Genomic DNA, 16,019 nt, shown 5'->3' on the forward strand with positions numbered 1-16,019 from the left:
AATGCTGAATTGAGCTATGTTGAGAAATACGATCCATTGGCTAAATTCCGTCGTCTGTTAATTCGTTACAAGCGTTTTACTGAGGAGGAATTAGTAGCGATTGAGGCTGATGTAAAACTTCAAGTTAAGAAAGCACACCGTGCAGGTTTAGCTGCTCCAGATCCAGATCCAAATTCGATTCACGATTTCGTAATACCTGATGCTTATCCTGCAGATAAATATCCTGAAGGTCTTCACAATGAGATAGGAGAACCTAAGAAATTAATTGAAGGTTTAAATGAAACCTTAAAAGCTGAATTCCGTAATAACCCAGATACTTTTATTTGGGGGCAAGATATTGCCAACAAAGATAAGGGTGGTATTTTCAATGTATCCAAAGGGATGCAGCAGGAGTTTGGTATTGAGCGTGTTTTCAATGCACCAATTGCCGAAGACTTCATTATGGGTACTGCCAATGGTATGAGTCGTTTTAATGATAAGATTCGAATTGTAGTTGAAGGTGCTGAGTTTGCCGATTATTTCTGGCCAGCTATGGAGCAGTTTGTTGAAACTACCCATGAATACTGGCGTACAAAAGGTCAGTTTTCACCTAATATTACCGTTCGACTAGCTTCAGGTGGTTATATTGGTGGTGGTTTGTACCATTCTCAAAATATTGAAGGTGCCTTGGCAACTTTCCCTGGTGTTCGTATTGTGTACCCATCCTATGCTGATGATGCAGCAGGTTTGCTTCGTACCAGTATACGTTCGAAAGGGATGACCGTATTTATGGAACCTAAGGCTTTATATAACGATCCTAAAGCAGCAGCAGTAGTACCTGATGATTTCGAGGTGCCATTTGGTAAGGCTCGTGTTCGTCGCGAAGGTTCTGACTTGACTATTGTTACCTATGGTAACACAACGCATATGTGTGTTGAGGTGGCTGATCAGATTTCTAAGGAATTAGGCAAAAATGTTGAAGTGATTGATATTCGTACTCTAGTGCCTTTAGACAAGGAAACTATTATAAAGTCAGTTGCTAAGACCAATAAGGTTTTGGTTGTGCATGAAGATAAGGTGTTCGCCGGATTTGGGGGTGAAATTGCTGCGACTATTACAGAGGAAGCTTTTAAACATTTGGATGCTCCAGTAAGACGTGTTGGATCGACCTTTACTCCAGTTGGATTTAATCGAATTTTGGAAAAAGCGACTCTTCCAAACACTGAGAAAATTTATGCTGCAGCTAAAGATTTGTTAGACTACTAAAATTAAGATGATGACTAAAATTGGATTAATATATAGCTTCAATACCATTAAGACTTCGAAGAATGCTGAGAAGATTAAGAAAGCTTTCGGTAAGGATTTCGATGTAGAAATGGTGAATGCTGAGGAAATAGATGAGGACACTTTCTTGTCTCATGAAAATATGGTTCTTGGCGTTCCAACTTGGTTCGATGGCGAATTACCAAACTACTGGGATGAATTTATGCCAGCTATTGAACAACTGAAACTAAAAGGGAAAAAAGTAGCTCTTTTCGGCTTGGGTGATCAGGTGGGATACTCTGAAAACTTTGTAGATGGAATTGGGTTATTGGCAATTGCATTGGAAGACAGGGGGGCTAATTTGATTGGTTTTACCAGTCCTGAGGGGTATACCTTTGAGCGTTCTGCTGCTTTGCGCGATGGCAAATTCCTAGGTTTGGCTTTGGATATTGAAAATCAGGCTGCATTAACCGATGAACGTATTAAAGCTTGGGTAGAACAATTGAAGAAAGAATTTTAAGCTTATCTATTTTTTATAAATAGAAATAAGCCCAAAGGGCTTTAATCTTAATAGCCCGGGGTAAAGTTACGTAGTGACTGCAGCCTCGGGTTATTAGCATCATGTCAATCCGTCGTACATTTGTCGTTGATAAAAGAACATAGCTTCTTTACGACGGGAGAGGTATTATCTCAAAAAGATTGTAAGTACTCACTAAATTTTTTTTTAGATATCTATTTTTTTGTGTGGATCTGGAAAATAAATTCTATTGACATCTTACGAAAGTGTAAATGCCCATTTCAATTCTTTTTAACACCTTATATTTTTGTTAGAATCAAAAAAAGAATCAAAATGCATACTTATGCGATTGTAAATATGTTTAAAAGTTTTTAAAAGGCATTTTGCAAAAGCAAAAGGTCTTAAATTGAATCTTTATGGTCATTTGCAGTCCTGCAAAGGCTATGCAAACCTTAAGGGATAGCTATCGGGATAAGAGGAGTACCTGAGTCTGCGAGGGGGGAGGTGGTAATATGAAATAGAAACAAAAAAAGATGACCCAATTAAGAATCATCTTTCTATAAATTAATATTTTATTCAGAGCTTATAACATCTGCATATCATTAAGTTTCTTGTAAGTTCCATCAAGCTTAATCAGCTCATCATGTTTGCCTCGTTCTACAATCTCACCTTCGTGGAAAACACAAATCAAATCCGCATTCTTAACGGTAGACAAGCGATGAGCAATCACAACTGAAGTTCTGTTTTGCATTAACTTATCCAAAGCATCCTGTACCAAACGTTCCGATTCTGTATCCAAAGCAGAAGTTGCTTCATCCAAAATCATAATTGGAGGATTCTTAAGGACAGCACGAGCAATACTCAATCGCTGACGCTGACCACCGGAAAGTTTACCACCACGGTCACCAATATTGGTATAGTATCCATCCTCAGTAGCCGTAATAAAGTCGTGAGCGTTGGCAATTTTTGCAGCTGCTTCAACTTCTTCAAGTGTGGCATTCTCGACACCAAAAGCAATATTACCGAAAATAGTATCGTTGAAAAGGATAGACTCCTGATTCACATTACCCATTAGGTTACGCATATCAGCAATTTTCAGATCACGAATATCGTCACCATCAACAAAAATTCCACCTTCAACTACATCGTAAAAACGAGGCAATAGGTCAACGAAAGTTGTTTTACCAGAACCTGATTGTCCTACCAAGGCAACAGTTTTTCCCTTTGGAATCTCAAGGTTTATATTTTTAAGAACTTTTCTCTCGCCATTGTACGAGAAGCTTACATTTCGGTATTCAATGGCGTTTTCAAATTTATCAATTGATTTTGCATTAGGCTTATCAACTATAGCTGACTCAGCGCCTAAAATTTGATCGATACGCTCCATAGCAGCCAAACCTTTTTGAATGCTATATAGGGCTTTTGAGAAAGCTTTGGCTGGATTAATGATTGAATAAAATATAACCAAATAGGCGATAAATGCAGCGCCATTCATACCGGTTTCACCATTAAGAATCAATCGTCCACCATACCATAGTACAATAACAATTACGATAGTTCCCAGGAATTCACTAACAGGATGAGCCAAAATCCGTCTACGCATCAAGCTATTCATAATGCGACGGTAATCGTTGTTTTCAGCTGCAAAATGTTCTTTCACCTTATCTTCAGCCGTAAAGGCTTTGATAATACGAAGTCCAGAAAGGGTTTCTTCAATTGTAGAAAGAAGATCTCCCATTTTATTTTGTCCCAAACGAGACTTCTTTTTTAATGTTTTACCAATTCGCCCAATGATATACCCAGCAATAGGAAGGATTGTAAAACTAAAAAGAGTCATCTGTGGACTCATAATGATCATTGTAACTAAGGCTACAATAATTATAATTGGATTTTTAATGAACATATCCATTGAGTTCATTACTGAATTTTCAACTTCCTGAACATCACCCGTTGAACGTGCAATTATATCACCTTTTTTTTCTTCGGTGAAAAAAGGAATAGGCAAGCTTACAATCTTATCGTAAATCTGATTTCTCATATCTCGTACAACAGAGTTTCTAATTTGAACGGTATGGTATGAGCCAAGATATGTAAAACTAACTTTGAAAAATACGGCAACAAGCAAAACAACTCCAACAAATAGAAGAGTAGAATCAGCACCGTATTCTGATTTTATTAGAGTGGTGTAATAATAGAAGTTGTGCTTTACTGCATCGATACTAGCTTCCCAAGGAACTTTAGTTGCTACAACTTCTACATCTTTGAAAAGAATTTCTAATATAGGTTGCATCATCACAAAGGAGAATACTCCAAAGACAGCTGCAAGTAAATTATACACAAAACTCATGATTAAATCACTCTTGTATGGAGGGAGGAATCGTCTTAATATCTGAATGAAATCTTTCATTTAAGCTTTTAAATAGTTTCTAGTTTGAATCGTTTATATTTTGTTTTTCAGACATGAAGTAAAACAAAATAGCTGGTAAAAATACGATTCTTACCAGCTATTCCCAAAGATTTAACAATATTTAGTGGCAGTTGTTGTAAGAGAGATTCAAAAGAAAAAGACCGAAGAAATTTGATATCTGTAACCTTTCAAAATATATTTAGATTCTAACTCTACTTTTAATTATATATAGAAATTATTTACTTGTGTCATCACGAACCTCAAAATTTAGATATTTTTTACAGACTAAATTGAAAGAAGGACGAGCTTCAGGTTGTCTAGCAATTGATCCATTTAAACTAGACATGGCATAAGCTTTAGTAATCTCTAGAAGTTCATCTGATATGTAACTTGAATTATATTCACCTAAGAATTTTCCAGCCGCAAGTTCAAGTTTATCATACGCTTCAGGTTGTCGTGCAATAGACTCGAATAGTTTACTAAATGCAATACCTCTTCCTTTCCCTCTCTGATAAATATATTTGTCCGAAATAGGAAGTAATTCAGTATAGTTAGTATAAAGCATCTCTGTAGAACTGACTAACATATCTGAAGCTTCGGGCTGTCTTGCCATTGCTTCAAATAAGCTACCTATTTGTTCCATTTGGAAAGCCTTTATGTCAAATTTATCATTATCCATCATGATAATCAATTTAGATATTGAGTCTAATAGGGCATTATGCTGATCAATAATCACAGTTATACTATCCTGTAATGTATTTACATCAGTGTTAATGTCTTGAATTTCGTCTTTATCACAGCCAATAAGGGCGAAGAGTAGAAAAATTGGTATTAATAAGATACATTTTTTCATAGGAATGGATTTAGTTTATGTTGATTAACAAATATAAATAAAATTTAACACAGAGTGCAGATTGTTTTTGTTGATTTTGATATTTGTAAAGGACTTTAATGAAATGGCAGTCAGTCATATGAGGTGTGAATTTAAAAGGCCGCAGAAGTCAAACTTCTGAGGCCCTTCAATAACAAGTTTGAAAGTGACACAATTCATTAAATAAACCCACGTTTTTCCACGGAAACGGGCAAAACGAGCTGCGAGAACGTTTTTCCCACGGGAAACGGACAAAAACGAGCTGCGAGAACGTTTTTCCCACGGGAAACGGGCAAAAACAAGCTGCGAGAACGTTTTTCCCACGGGAAACTGGCAAAAACAAGCTGCGAGAACGTTTTTCCCAAGGGAAACGGGCAAAAGCAAGCTGCGAGAACGTTTTTCCCACGGGAAACGGACAAAAACGAATTGTGAGAATCTTTTTCCCTATTTTATGACTAAGGACATCGACCAAAACAAAATGGCCGTAAGATCTATAATTCTGTGGACTTTCAGTAAATTATGTAACGAGAATTAGACTCTAGTATCGTAACTTGGATTATTCACCACTAGTTGTCTTTGGTAGATTCTTTTTTTTAAGAAAATGACTGACAATAAAAAGAATTCCCACAATAACGAATGGAATGGTGATCATCAGTATGATACCGAGGCTCATCCCAATGGAGTGGTTCATTCTATAATTATGCATAAAAACAATTGGGCTAAACCCAAGGCCAATTATCATGAAGATAATACCGCCAATATATTCCCATTTCCACGCAACAATAAGTAATGCCAGTAAAATAAATGATGGAATAAGATGCATAATAAAATCACCAAGTTGTTGCCAGATGCTTAGTTCAGGGGCAAAAGCATCGGCTGCGAATAAACTGATAAAAAGAATTGCGATAATGCAGATAATTCGCGGTAACCAATGAAATACTTTGATAGTCTTTTTCATTTTAGTATAAGATTGTACCTACTTGTTTGAGGTTGGTTTCAATACGTTATATAAAGGTACAATATTGTAGAGCCCTGGTCAATAGTTACTTATCTGCATACCAGTATTATCGCTATTGATATGCTTGAACTTTGGTAGAGGACTATAGAAAACAAAAGGCCGCAGAAGTCAAACTCCTGCGGCCTTTCAATATGAATTGACTGAAATTTAGATTCCAGTATAATTTGATGGTGTGATCGTTTTCAATTCAGCTTTTAGGCTGTTTGGAATCTCAAGAGTATCGATGAACTCAGCAATACTATTTTGAGTAACTGTTGTGTTTGTACGGGTTAAAGCTTTCAATGCCTCGTATGGGTTTGGGTAAGCTTCTCTACGCAAAATAGTCTGAATTGCTTCAGCTACAACTGCCCAGTTTGCTTCCAAATCAGCAGCGAATGCATCAGGAGAAAGAATCAATTTATCTAAACCTTTTAATACCGATTTGAAGGCAATGATTGAGTGAGCAAAAGGAACACCAACATTTCTCAATACAGTTGAATCTGTAAGGTCGCGCTGTAAACGAGAGATAGGTAATTTTGCTGATAAATGCTCGTATGTTGCGTTCGCTAACCCCAGGTTACCTTCCGAATTTTCAAAATCGATAGGGTTCACCTTATGAGGCATAGCTGAAGAACCAACTTCACCTTCTTTAATTCTTTGCTTGAAGTAATTCATGGAAATATAAGTCCAGAAATCACGGTTCATATCAATTAAGATGGTATTGATGCGCTTGAAATTATCGAAGATCGCACCCATATTATCGTAGTTTGAAATTTGAGTGGTGTATTCTTCACGTTCAAGTTTTAACGACTCGTTTACGAATTTATTACCAAACTCTTTCCAATCGATTTGTGGGTAAGCCACATGATGCGCATTGAAATTACCTGTAGCACCGCCAAACTTAGCAGAACAAGGAACTGATTTCAAAAGGTCTAATTGCTTTTTAAGACGATACACATAAACCTGAACCTCTTTACCCAAACGAGTAGGAGACGCTGGCTGTCCGTGAGTACGAGCAAGAAGGGGAACATCTTTCCAGTCGTTTGATAAGCTTTCAAGCTTCTCGATCAATTCGTCCAAAAGAGGGTAATACACATCGTGTACCGCATCTCTTATAGAGTATGGAGTTGCTGTATTGTTGATATCCTGAGAAGTCAAACCGAAGTGGATGAATTCTTTATATTTCTGAAGGTTTAAAGCGTCAAATTTTTCTTTGATAAAATATTCAACGGCTTTTACATCGTGATTGGTTACTGCCTCAATGTCTTTAACTTTCTGTGCATCTTCAACAGTAAAGTCTAAGTATAAACTGCGTAGTTCATCAAAATTGCTGGTGTCAAAATCGGCTAACTGAGGTAGTGGATGCTCGCAAAGCGAAATGAAATACTCGATCTCTACCAATACTCGGTAACGAATAAGCGCATACTCCGAAAAATACTCTCCCAATACGTCAACCTTATCACGGTAACGTCCATCGATAGGCGAAATAGCTGTTAAACTGTGCATTCTATAAAAATTAAGTTGTAAAATGATTATTTAGTTTTGCAAAGATACAATATTAAGTGAATGGGCATAAAGGTAATTTTACGAATCTCTTTTTAAGATTCAGAATTTATTACGGAATCTCAGACACAAAAAAAAAGACACCCCTTTGGATGTCTTTAAAATCTTATCGTTTCATAGTGGCAATAAAGGTGTCGGAATCTAAAAAGAAATCTAATGCATCGATAATTGATGGCATAATTACATCGACATGATCGATAACATCTTTGTGAATGCCTTCTGCCTGAAGCGTAGCAATCGAAACTTTTGATTGAACAAAGAGTCCAATATCCGTTCGAGCATTACCAATTGAAGCTATATTTTTACTTCCCAGTGAAAGAAGGATATCCTCTTTTTCGCGTGCATTGCTTGCTTCGTAGTAGGTTATGCCACTAACACGAGCTAGATTGTTAGCAGTACCACGTTGATCAGCTGATACCATTACTACATTAACACCATGTGATTGCAACTGATGAATTTTCTCGATAACGCCAGGAACAATTTCTCCTTTAATTGAGATAGTTCCATTTGAGTCGACAATTAAGGTGTCAATCTCAATTACTCCTACTCCTGAAACATCGTAAATCATACTCATAATCTGAATTTATTAGTTTTTAATTCAATATCCTATAATTATGGGTCGAGTTCCGCAGTAGAACTCATTTTTTCTTAAAATTGATATCTAATTCCTACAGCCAAATTCTCCTTAAATTGAATTCTCGATCCGGTATCATCATCAGAAATGAGATAGGTCGATATGGTAGTAGTGAGGTATTGGTTGATTGGAAGGTTAAGAATAAATTGCCAGTCAACATCAACATTCTTTGGTGTGTTGGTATAACTGGAATAGAATTCTAATTTGTTTTCCATGCTAATGTCTTTCGTAATTTCCCATTTGTGCAAAAGCTTCATATAGGCTCCGACCTCCTTTTTAACTTTCTTATCAGCATCAATACCAAAGGCTGTCTGATCAATACTCGCCGTATCGCTTACGATGGTATACTTAGCCGTAAAAGGTGAAAGTAGAATTGAGAAATCTTTCTTTGGCTTATAATCTAAACCGATAGAACCCAGAATATAAGCAGGAGCAAAAAAGTTTGAAATCAGTTTGCGTTCCTCATTAGCAGGATAATTGTAACCTTTAACAAACTGAGTTCTCAGGTTTAACATGGACGTGTAATACCATTTCCCGAAAGCCAGTTGGCCAAACTTGGTATTGAATTCTAACTTATCCTGATTTTTTCTGAAATCATTGTCCCCCGATTTTAAAAGACCATATTGAAGGTCTAGAGTCGTTTCCCAAGTGGTTTTGTTTTTTTGATATTTGGCAAAAGATTTAACACCAGCTAAGGCAGATATAGAACTTTCTCCACCTTCAGCCCAGCCTTTACTCACATGGCCTTGGTTGAAATCTAATTTGACGATGGTTCCAAACTTCCAGATATCTACATAACGTCTGTATTTTTTAAGCTTTGCTAGCTTGAACCCATCAGGTGATATTCTTTCTTTTAAGCGAACTTTTGCGCCTTTTCGTTTGGTGTTTCGAACCGACTCTTGATAGATATCATCATCGTATAAAATACGGATACTCTTACTTGGTGTATTTTGAAGCCAGATACCAATAGAATCTCGCTTGTTCTTTTTTAACCAAAAACGCTTAAAATCTGATTTACCATTATTAATCCAGAAGGCTATGGAATCGTTCATTGCATTCTTAACAGCAAACGAAACAGAATCACGACTGATTTCTCGGATCCACTGATGTACCGAATCATTCTCTATATAATTAAAAAGGTCAGCATATTTTCTTGCATCATCTTCCAATTCGAATTTTTCATCCTTCGAAAGGCTATCAATTTGTGCAATCTTCAGATTTTCTAGCTCAATTTTCTTTGTTAGTTCTCTTAATGCGTCTTCAGTTTGACGTTGTTCGATATAGGATTTCAAGTAATTTACCATATTCCTAATGCTGTCATTCTTTACATAGTCGAGTAGTATGTTTACAGCCTTATCTAAATGTTTGTCCTCTCTGCTTTTGGCCTCAATTTCAAGCTCCCCAAGCAAATATTTGAAGCTTATATTATCAATATGTCCTAGAGCGTCATTAAATTTCATTGTTTTTATTGAAAAATCGAAATAGCGATTCAGAGCCGATTTATTGTGGGCAATTCTATAATAATATTTTGGAAATGTTGTCGCTTTAATTTGAATAGAATCCTTCACAATTATTTTGGACGGTGTTACTCGCGTATTATTGTCTGCACCCAGATTTTGATGACCTATGTACAGTGAGTCGTTGACTTGATGAAAGATTGATTCTGCCTGAGTTTCCGATGAAAATAAGAAGCTTGATTGAAGGAGTAAAAGAAAGAGGAAAAGGTTGCGATTCATTCTTGTGGTTTTGTCTTTTGGTTTCGTATATGTTGTAAGTGATAATTGGCAATTGAATCGGAAAATTTCTGATCCAAATTTTAATTACCTGAAGAACAAAAATGAGAATAAATTTCATTTAAAAAAGTAAAAACTGCATATAAATAACTACAAACGTTTGCGAAAAATTGAGTGTATTCTTTTTTTAGAATTTTAAAAAACTTATTTTTGGAGCAATGGTAAAAATTGAGACTATGAAAATGCATAATCAACTATCGACACCTATACAAAACATCTTCCTTAATATTAAGAACCGCGACGGATACCGCTATTAGTCGTTAGGACAGTTATTGTCCACATACCAAGCTTAGTTTAAGCCTTCCCAAAATTAATCTTTAATCACATTATTTTTTACAGAACAAGCTATAGATATATGTTTTGAGTACCTGCTATTTACGAGGTGTTTAGTTCAATATCTGTTGTTTAATTCTGTAACACTAAGTCCCTTACTTATTTGTTAAGAGGATAAATGAGATACTTATTTTAAAAATATTAAAAGCATATAATCATGGAATTACCTTTCGCAGAATCTTTTAAAATTAAGATGGTAGAGACCATCAGAAAAAGTACAAGAGAAGAAAGAGAAGAATGGCTGAAAGCTGCAAACTATAACCTCTTCAACCTAAAAAGTGATCACGTATTTATTGACTTGTTGACTGACTCTGGTACAGGGGCAATGAGTGATAAACAGTGGTCTGAGTTGATGTTAGGTGACGAATCTTATGCAGGTGCGCGTTCATACTATAAGATGAAAGAAGCCCTTAAAAATATTTTAGGTTTTGATCATTTCTTACCAACACACCAAGGTCGTGCAGCTGAGAATGTGTTATTCTCTGTTCTTGTAAAAGAGGGGAATATCGTTCCTGGTAACTCACATTTCGATACAACTAAAGGACATATCGAGTTTAGAAAAGCTAAAGCAGTTGATTGCACAATCGATGAGGCTTTCGATACTTTAATCGACCATCCTTTCAAAGGAAATCTTGATCTGGTTAAACTAGAGTCAGTTCTTTCAACTTATCCAAAAGAGCAAATTCCTATGATTATTGTTACGGTTACTTGTAACACATCAGGAGGACAGCCTGTTTCTTTAGCAAATATGAAAGCGGTTAAGGAATTAGCAAATAAGTATGAGATTCCAGTATGTTACGATTCTGCCCGTTTTGCTGAAAATGCTTATTTCATTAAGCTTCGCGAAGAAGGTTATCAGGATAAAACAATCAAAGAGATTGTTACTGAAATGTATTCACATGCCGATATGGCTACTATGAGTTCTAAAAAGGACGCTATTGTGAATATGGGTGGATTTATCGCAATGAGAGATAAGCAACTATGGAAAGAGGCTTCTACCTATAATATCATGTTCGAAGGTTATGTAACCTATGGTGGTATGTCTGGTCGTGATATGAATGCTTTGGCTCAAGGTCTTGATGAAGGAACTGAGTTTGAAACCTTGGAAACACGTATTAAGCAGGTTGAGTATTTAGGTGAGAAACTAATAAGTTATGGTGTACCTATTCAGATGCCAATTGGTGGACACGCTATTTTCGTTGATGCTAAGAAATTTTTAAGCCATATTCCAAAAGAGGAATATCAGGCTCAGACTTTAGGCTGTGAACTGTATCTTGAAGCTGGTATTCGCGGTGTTGAGATTGGTGCTATCTTAGCTGATAGAGATCCTGAAACTCGTGAGAATCGTTACCCTAAATTGGAGTTATTGCGTTTAGCAATTCCTCGTCGTACATACACTAACAACCATATGGACGTTGTTGCTGCAGCACTTAAAAATGTTTGGGACAGACGTATGGATATCAAGCACGGTCTTAAGATTGTGGATGAGGCTCCAATAATGCGTCACTTTACAGTTGAGCTTGAGAAAGTGGAGTAAGGTTTAAATCATCATATTTTTATTGAGCCCCTTTTTAGGGGCTTTTTTTTATTGTTTATTTTTCGGTTCACTTAATTTACAGACATTTTAAATAAATCGATTTATCAATGGTGATAGGCCTTAAGGCCTGTGTCTTTTAACAATGTGTTTTGCTGTATTTCGTCATGAGTTACATATCAGTATTTATATCTAAATATATTTATATATTCAGACATCCAAATATTTACTATTTATTTAAATCGACCAAAAATGAAGAAAATTAGTCTTGTTTACATCTTTTGTCTTATTGCCAGTATGGCTTTTGCTCAAGATGGAAAACTATCTCCCTTTTACAAACTGAATGCAACGCAAAGTTTTGATTTAGAACAAGCGAAAATAAATGTTGAAAATGCTTTTGTTGGAAAATCCTTTGATTTAATTGGTGACTATCACCCTGAGAATAATGAAGGTTTCAGAGTGCTTTGCTTTACTCGCAAAGATCTTTCAGAATTGTGTTTAAAATCGAAAGATCGTGGTGCTTTGGCATCCGTTATTCGTGTTGGAATATCTAAAAAAGGAGAAGCTGTTAATTTAAGCCTCTTGAATCCACAATATGTGTTTTGTGCATACTTGTCGAATTATGAGAGCGATAAATTAAGCTTGATGGCAATTGCTAATGATGCTAAAGAAGCCCTTACAAGCTTAGGTGGTAATCTTGAAGATTTCGGTGGCGTCTTAACTGAAAAAGACTTAAAGAAATACCATTATAAAATGATGATGCCTTATTTCAATGATCCTGTTGAGTTGAATACGTTTACTTCATTTGAGGATGGTTTAGCGAAAATTCGTAAGAATTTAGAAAGTAGAAAAGGCAATACCACTTTGGTTTATGAGCAAGTTTTTACTGATGAAAAAGTAGCTGTTTTTGGAGTAGGTCTTATGAATGCTGAAGATGGAGAAGGGTATTTTCTTCCTATCATCGGTGAAGATCATATTGCAGCGATGCCTTACGAAATTATCCTTCAGGGGAATGAGGCGACAATGTTACATGGTAAGTATCGTTTTGCATTATACTGGCCAGAGTTGACCATGGGAACATTCATGAAGATTATGAGTACACCTGGTGATGTTGAAGATTTCTTAGAAGGAATTACCCAATAAAAATATAGCACACAAAAAAAAAAGCGAAGATCGATGATCTTCGCTTTTTTTATATCTGAACGACTTGATTACTTCAAGTTCAATTTTGCACGAGTAATATACTTTTCAATGTCACGAGCTTCAGAAGACTTTTTAAAATCTTTTTCAATTGTTTCGTAAGCAGCTAATGCATCTTTGTAGTTACCCATCATTTCATAAGCGATACCAGCTTTTTGAAGATAGATAGGTGTTGTAAAGTTGTTAGTGTTTACACTGCTAGCAGCCATATAGTTTGAAGCAGCTTTCTCGTTGTTACCAAGCTCCATATAAGCATCACCAATAGCAGCTTTTGCTAATGTAGAAAGAATGAAATCTGAAGAAGAAAAATCTTCTAAATAGTTGATTGCATTTTGGTACTCACCTAAGTGAAGGTATGAAATACCTGTATAATAGGCAGCTAAATTACCAGCTTCTGTTGATCCAAAGTTATCCATGATATCAAGGAAACCGTCATAGTTACCGTCGCCGTTGATAGCAAGGTTAAATGAGTCTACTTCGAAGTAACGTTGTGCTTGGAACATCTCAGCTTGAGCATTCAACTCCATAGGAGCTTTGTAGTATTTCTGGTATGAAAAGATACCAACTGATACTATGATAACAGCTAAAGCGATAAAAGTTAATTTCTTTTGGTTTTTCTCGATATATTGTTCGGTTCTACCTAAAGCTTCTTCTAAATTTTCAAAATTATCTTCGTGAGCCTGATCCTTTTTGTTTGTAGACATATTAGAAATATTTAATGTTTTATTTTTTGCTAACGCAAATGTAATTTTTTTTGTGAATATTACGACAACTTTTGACTAAAAAGTGAATGCAATTGCCTTTGATTAATGTGTGAATTTAAGTCTGTATCTGAATTTATTCGTATTTTTGATGCGGAATTAAAAATCTGAACATAAATTTAGATTGTCTAGTCCTTGAAAAGCAAAAATAAAATATATGCATTTAGAGCGTTTGTCCCTTATAAATTACAAGAATATAAAAGAGTTGGAAATAGAGCTTTCGCCTAAAATCAACTGCTTTATAGGTAATAATGGTATGGGGAAAACCAATTTACTTGATGCGGTTTATTATTTGAGTTTTTGCAAGAGCTACTTTCACTCTACTGATCAGTTGAACATCAAACATGATGAACTGTTTATGGTTCTCGAAGGAAACTACAAGCGTCAAGATATGGACGAATTGATTTATTGTGGTGTGAAACGTGGTCAGAAAAAGAATTTTAAGCGAAATAAGAAAGAATACAAAAAGCTTTCGGAACATATAGGACTTTTACCTATTGTGATGGTTTCGCCAGCTGATGTGCGATTGATTACGGATGGGAGTGAGGAGCGACGCAAGTATATGGACAGTGTGATATCGCAGTATGATAGAAAGTATTTGGATGATTTGATACGATACAATCGTGTGATTTTACAACGTAACAAGTTGCTCAAGGATTTTGCTCGTCGAGGTCAGTTCGAAGAGGATAGCCTGAGTATTTGGGATGAGCAGATGATTATTCTTTCGGCTTCGATACACGAAAAGCGTAAAGATTTTTTGAATAAGCTCATGCCCGTTTTTCAAGAGTATTACAATGTCATTTCTCAGGGGAATGAGATTGTGAACTTGGAGTATAAATCTCAATTGAACGATCATGAAATGAGAGATTTGTTGCGCCATGCCCGTTTGAAAGATCAGGTGATGCAATACACAACGGTTGGTATTCATAAGGATGACTTGACCCTTTCGTTGGGTGACTATCCCATAAAAAAGATGGGCTCTCAAGGCCAGCAAAAAACTTACTTGATTGCTCTTAAGTTGGCACAATTTGAATTCATCAAGAAATTATCAGATTATAACCCGATACTGTTGTTGGATGACATCTTCGATAAATTGGATACAGAGCGTGTCGAACAAATTGTTCATTTGGTTTCTGAGGAACGATTTGGACAGATCTTTATTTCAGATACCAATCGCGATCACTTGGATCAGATCCTTTCATCCTCAAACCTGACATACAAACTATTCGTGCTAGATGGTGGGGCAGTTACCAATTTGTAAGTTCAATTACTTATCAACTTTATCCTTTAACCTCCAGCTCTGCTGGTCCCGAGAATCGGGATTATCCTTATTACCTTTAACCTTTAACTATGCGCCGATCGAGAACACAGAAAATAGAAGAACTAGTTAAGCTTGTTTTAAAAGAACAGGGCTTGGATGTGAAATTAAAAGAATTGGAGTTGATTAAAGCTTGGGAGAATGTGATTGGGACGAATGTGTCAAATGCGACTACAGACCTTTATATCAAGAATCGAAAGCTATTTGTACATGTGCGTTCGTCCATCGTTCGAAATGAGTTAATGCTGATTAAAACAGGTTTAATTCTGGCTTTAAATAAAGAAGTCAATGGTAAAATTATTGATGATATTGTGATAAGATAAAAGGTTCAAAAAGTTGTGGACCTTTTTGAACCTTTCAATTTCTTTTCCTGATGAATACTTAATAAATCTCGCAGCCTGAAAAGTGGAATGCACCTTCTATACAAGCATTCTCATCGCTATCGGAACCGTGAACGGCATTTCTCGACAACGACTCGGCAAACTGCTTACGAATAGTTCCTTCTTCAGCATCAGCAGGGTTGGTTGCTCCAATTAATTTTCTGAAATCAGCTACGGCATTTTCTTTTTCGAGAATAGCAGATACAATAGGTCCTGAACTCATAAATTCAGTTAGCTCACTATAAAATGGTCTTTCCTTGTGAACTTCGTAAAAAACTTCAGCTTGTTTCTTGCTGATATGAGTATATTTCATAGCTGCGATTCTAAACCCGCCTTTAGTAATGGTGGCTAAAATATCACCAATATATCCATTGGCTACAGCATCTGGTTTTATCATTGTAAAAGTTCTATCACTTCTCATAATTCTTCTATTTTGGTTAGTGAAACAAATTTAATCAATCTAAATAAA

14 protein-coding genes are annotated in these 16,019 nt (G+C 36.0%); 6 read left to right on the top strand and 8 right to left on the bottom strand.

Annotated elements, in window-relative coordinates; all coding sequences use genetic code 11:
• Window positions 1-1,245: transketolase C-terminal domain-containing protein (locus ABY905_RS06515; RefSeq protein ID WP_372641766.1), on the top strand; the 1,245-nt coding region annotated here is incomplete at its 5' end.
• Between the two features lie 10 nt (window positions 1,246-1,255).
• Entirely contained in the window at window positions 1,256-1,762 is a 507-nt protein-coding gene (locus tag ABY905_RS06520) for a flavodoxin (RefSeq protein ID WP_372641767.1), read from the top strand.
• A gap of 580 nt (window positions 1,763-2,342) precedes the next feature.
• On the opposite strand, the gene ABY905_RS06525 is transcribed toward ABY905_RS06520, so the two are convergent.
• The 6 genes from ABY905_RS06525 to ABY905_RS06550 form a co-directional block, all read right to left on the bottom strand.
• Window positions 2,343-4,166 carry an ABC transporter ATP-binding protein gene (locus ABY905_RS06525; protein ID WP_372641768.1) on the bottom strand — a complete coding sequence of 608 codons (1,824 nt, stop codon included), beginning with the start codon at window positions 4,164-4,166 and terminating at the stop codon, window positions 2,343-2,345.
• Window positions 4,167-4,401: 235 nt separating this feature from the next.
• Window positions 4,402-5,019, bottom strand: a complete 618-nt coding sequence (locus ABY905_RS06530) for a hypothetical protein (protein ID WP_372641770.1) — start codon at window positions 5,017-5,019, stop codon at window positions 4,402-4,404.
• A 574-nt stretch (window positions 5,020-5,593) separates the two neighbouring features.
• A complete protein-coding gene (locus ABY905_RS06535) occupies window positions 5,594-5,995 on the bottom strand; it encodes a hypothetical protein (RefSeq protein WP_372641772.1) in 402 nt (133 codons plus the stop codon).
• A 207-nt stretch (window positions 5,996-6,202) separates the two neighbouring features.
• On the bottom strand, window positions 6,203-7,540 hold the full coding sequence (gene purB, locus ABY905_RS06540; RefSeq protein WP_372641774.1) for an adenylosuccinate lyase: 1,338 nt from the start codon (window positions 7,538-7,540) through the stop codon (window positions 6,203-6,205).
• A 163-nt stretch (window positions 7,541-7,703) separates the two neighbouring features.
• Window positions 7,704-8,171: a hypothetical protein gene (locus ABY905_RS06545; RefSeq protein ID WP_372641776.1), complete on the bottom strand. Its 468-nt coding sequence runs from the start codon at window positions 8,169-8,171 to the stop codon at window positions 7,704-7,706.
• Between the two features lie 74 nt (window positions 8,172-8,245).
• Entirely contained in the window at window positions 8,246-9,967 is a 1,722-nt protein-coding gene (locus ABY905_RS06550) for a DUF3078 domain-containing protein (protein WP_372641778.1), read from the bottom strand.
• A gap of 547 nt (window positions 9,968-10,514) precedes the next feature.
• Here ABY905_RS06550 and ABY905_RS06555 point away from each other — a divergent pair.
• Window positions 10,515-11,894, top strand: coding sequence for a tryptophanase (locus ABY905_RS06555; protein WP_372641780.1), 1,380 nt, complete (start codon window positions 10,515-10,517; stop codon window positions 11,892-11,894).
• Window positions 11,895-12,143: 249 nt separating this feature from the next.
• Window positions 12,144-13,034, top strand: a complete 891-nt coding sequence (locus tag ABY905_RS06560; RefSeq protein ID WP_372641782.1) for a hypothetical protein — start codon at window positions 12,144-12,146, stop codon at window positions 13,032-13,034.
• Between the two features lie 68 nt (window positions 13,035-13,102).
• Here ABY905_RS06560 and ABY905_RS06565 read toward each other — a convergent pair whose 3' ends face one another.
• Window positions 13,103-13,795 (bottom strand): tol-pal system YbgF family protein, encoded by a 693-nt coding sequence (locus ABY905_RS06565; protein WP_372641784.1) that lies wholly within the window; start codon window positions 13,793-13,795, stop codon window positions 13,103-13,105.
• 214 nt (window positions 13,796-14,009) lie between these two features.
• Between ABY905_RS06565 and recF the strand changes: the two genes are divergently transcribed.
• Window positions 14,010-15,113 carry a DNA replication/repair protein RecF gene (recF, locus tag ABY905_RS06570; protein WP_372641786.1) on the top strand — a complete coding sequence of 368 codons (1,104 nt, stop codon included), beginning with the start codon at window positions 14,010-14,012 and terminating at the stop codon, window positions 15,111-15,113.
• An 89-nt stretch (window positions 15,114-15,202) separates the two neighbouring features.
• Window positions 15,203-15,493 carry a DUF721 domain-containing protein gene (locus ABY905_RS06575; protein ID WP_372641788.1) on the top strand — a complete coding sequence of 97 codons (291 nt, stop codon included), beginning with the start codon at window positions 15,203-15,205 and terminating at the stop codon, window positions 15,491-15,493.
• 58 nt (window positions 15,494-15,551) lie between these two features.
• Here the strand turns inward: ABY905_RS06575 and ABY905_RS06580 are convergent, their stop codons facing one another.
• Entirely contained in the window at window positions 15,552-15,971 is a 420-nt protein-coding gene (locus ABY905_RS06580) for a nucleoside-diphosphate kinase (protein WP_372641790.1), read from the bottom strand.
• Window positions 15,972-16,019: the final 48 nt, after the last annotated feature.

Source organism: Ancylomarina sp., assembly GCF_041555295.1.
GTDB lineage: Bacteria > Bacteroidota > Bacteroidia > Bacteroidales > Marinifilaceae > Ancylomarina.

Bases quoted from the DNA above. Each gene is read 5' to 3' on its own strand.
- ABY905_RS06575 (WP_372641788.1), top strand. From the start codon at position 15,203: ATGCGCCGATCGAGAACACAGAAAATAGAAGAACTAGTTAAGCTTGTT.
- ABY905_RS06520 (WP_372641767.1), top strand. From the start codon at position 1,256: ATGACTAAAATTGGATTAATATATAGCTTCAATACCATTAAGACTTCG.
- ABY905_RS06550 (WP_372641778.1), bottom strand. From the start codon at position 9,967: ATGAATCGCAACCTTTTCCTCTTTCTTTTACTCCTTCAATCAAGCTTC.
- purB (WP_372641774.1), bottom strand. From the start codon at position 7,540: ATGCACAGTTTAACAGCTATTTCGCCTATCGATGGACGTTACCGTGAT.
- ABY905_RS06545 (WP_372641776.1), bottom strand. From the start codon at position 8,171: ATGAGTATGATTTACGATGTTTCAGGAGTAGGAGTAATTGAGATTGAC.
- ABY905_RS06560 (WP_372641782.1), top strand. From the start codon at position 12,144: ATGAAGAAAATTAGTCTTGTTTACATCTTTTGTCTTATTGCCAGTATG.
- ABY905_RS06525 (WP_372641768.1), bottom strand. From the start codon at position 4,166: ATGAAAGATTTCATTCAGATATTAAGACGATTCCTCCCTCCATACAAG.
- ABY905_RS06580 (WP_372641790.1), bottom strand. From the start codon at position 15,971: ATGAGAAGTGATAGAACTTTTACAATGATAAAACCAGATGCTGTAGCC.
- ABY905_RS06530 (WP_372641770.1), bottom strand. From the start codon at position 5,019: ATGAAAAAATGTATCTTATTAATACCAATTTTTCTACTCTTCGCCCTT.
- recF (WP_372641786.1), top strand. From the start codon at position 14,010: ATGCATTTAGAGCGTTTGTCCCTTATAAATTACAAGAATATAAAAGAG.
- ABY905_RS06555 (WP_372641780.1), top strand. From the start codon at position 10,515: ATGGAATTACCTTTCGCAGAATCTTTTAAAATTAAGATGGTAGAGACC.
- ABY905_RS06565 (WP_372641784.1), bottom strand. From the start codon at position 13,795: ATGTCTACAAACAAAAAGGATCAGGCTCACGAAGATAATTTTGAAAAT.
- ABY905_RS06535 (WP_372641772.1), bottom strand. From the start codon at position 5,995: ATGAAAAAGACTATCAAAGTATTTCATTGGTTACCGCGAATTATCTGC.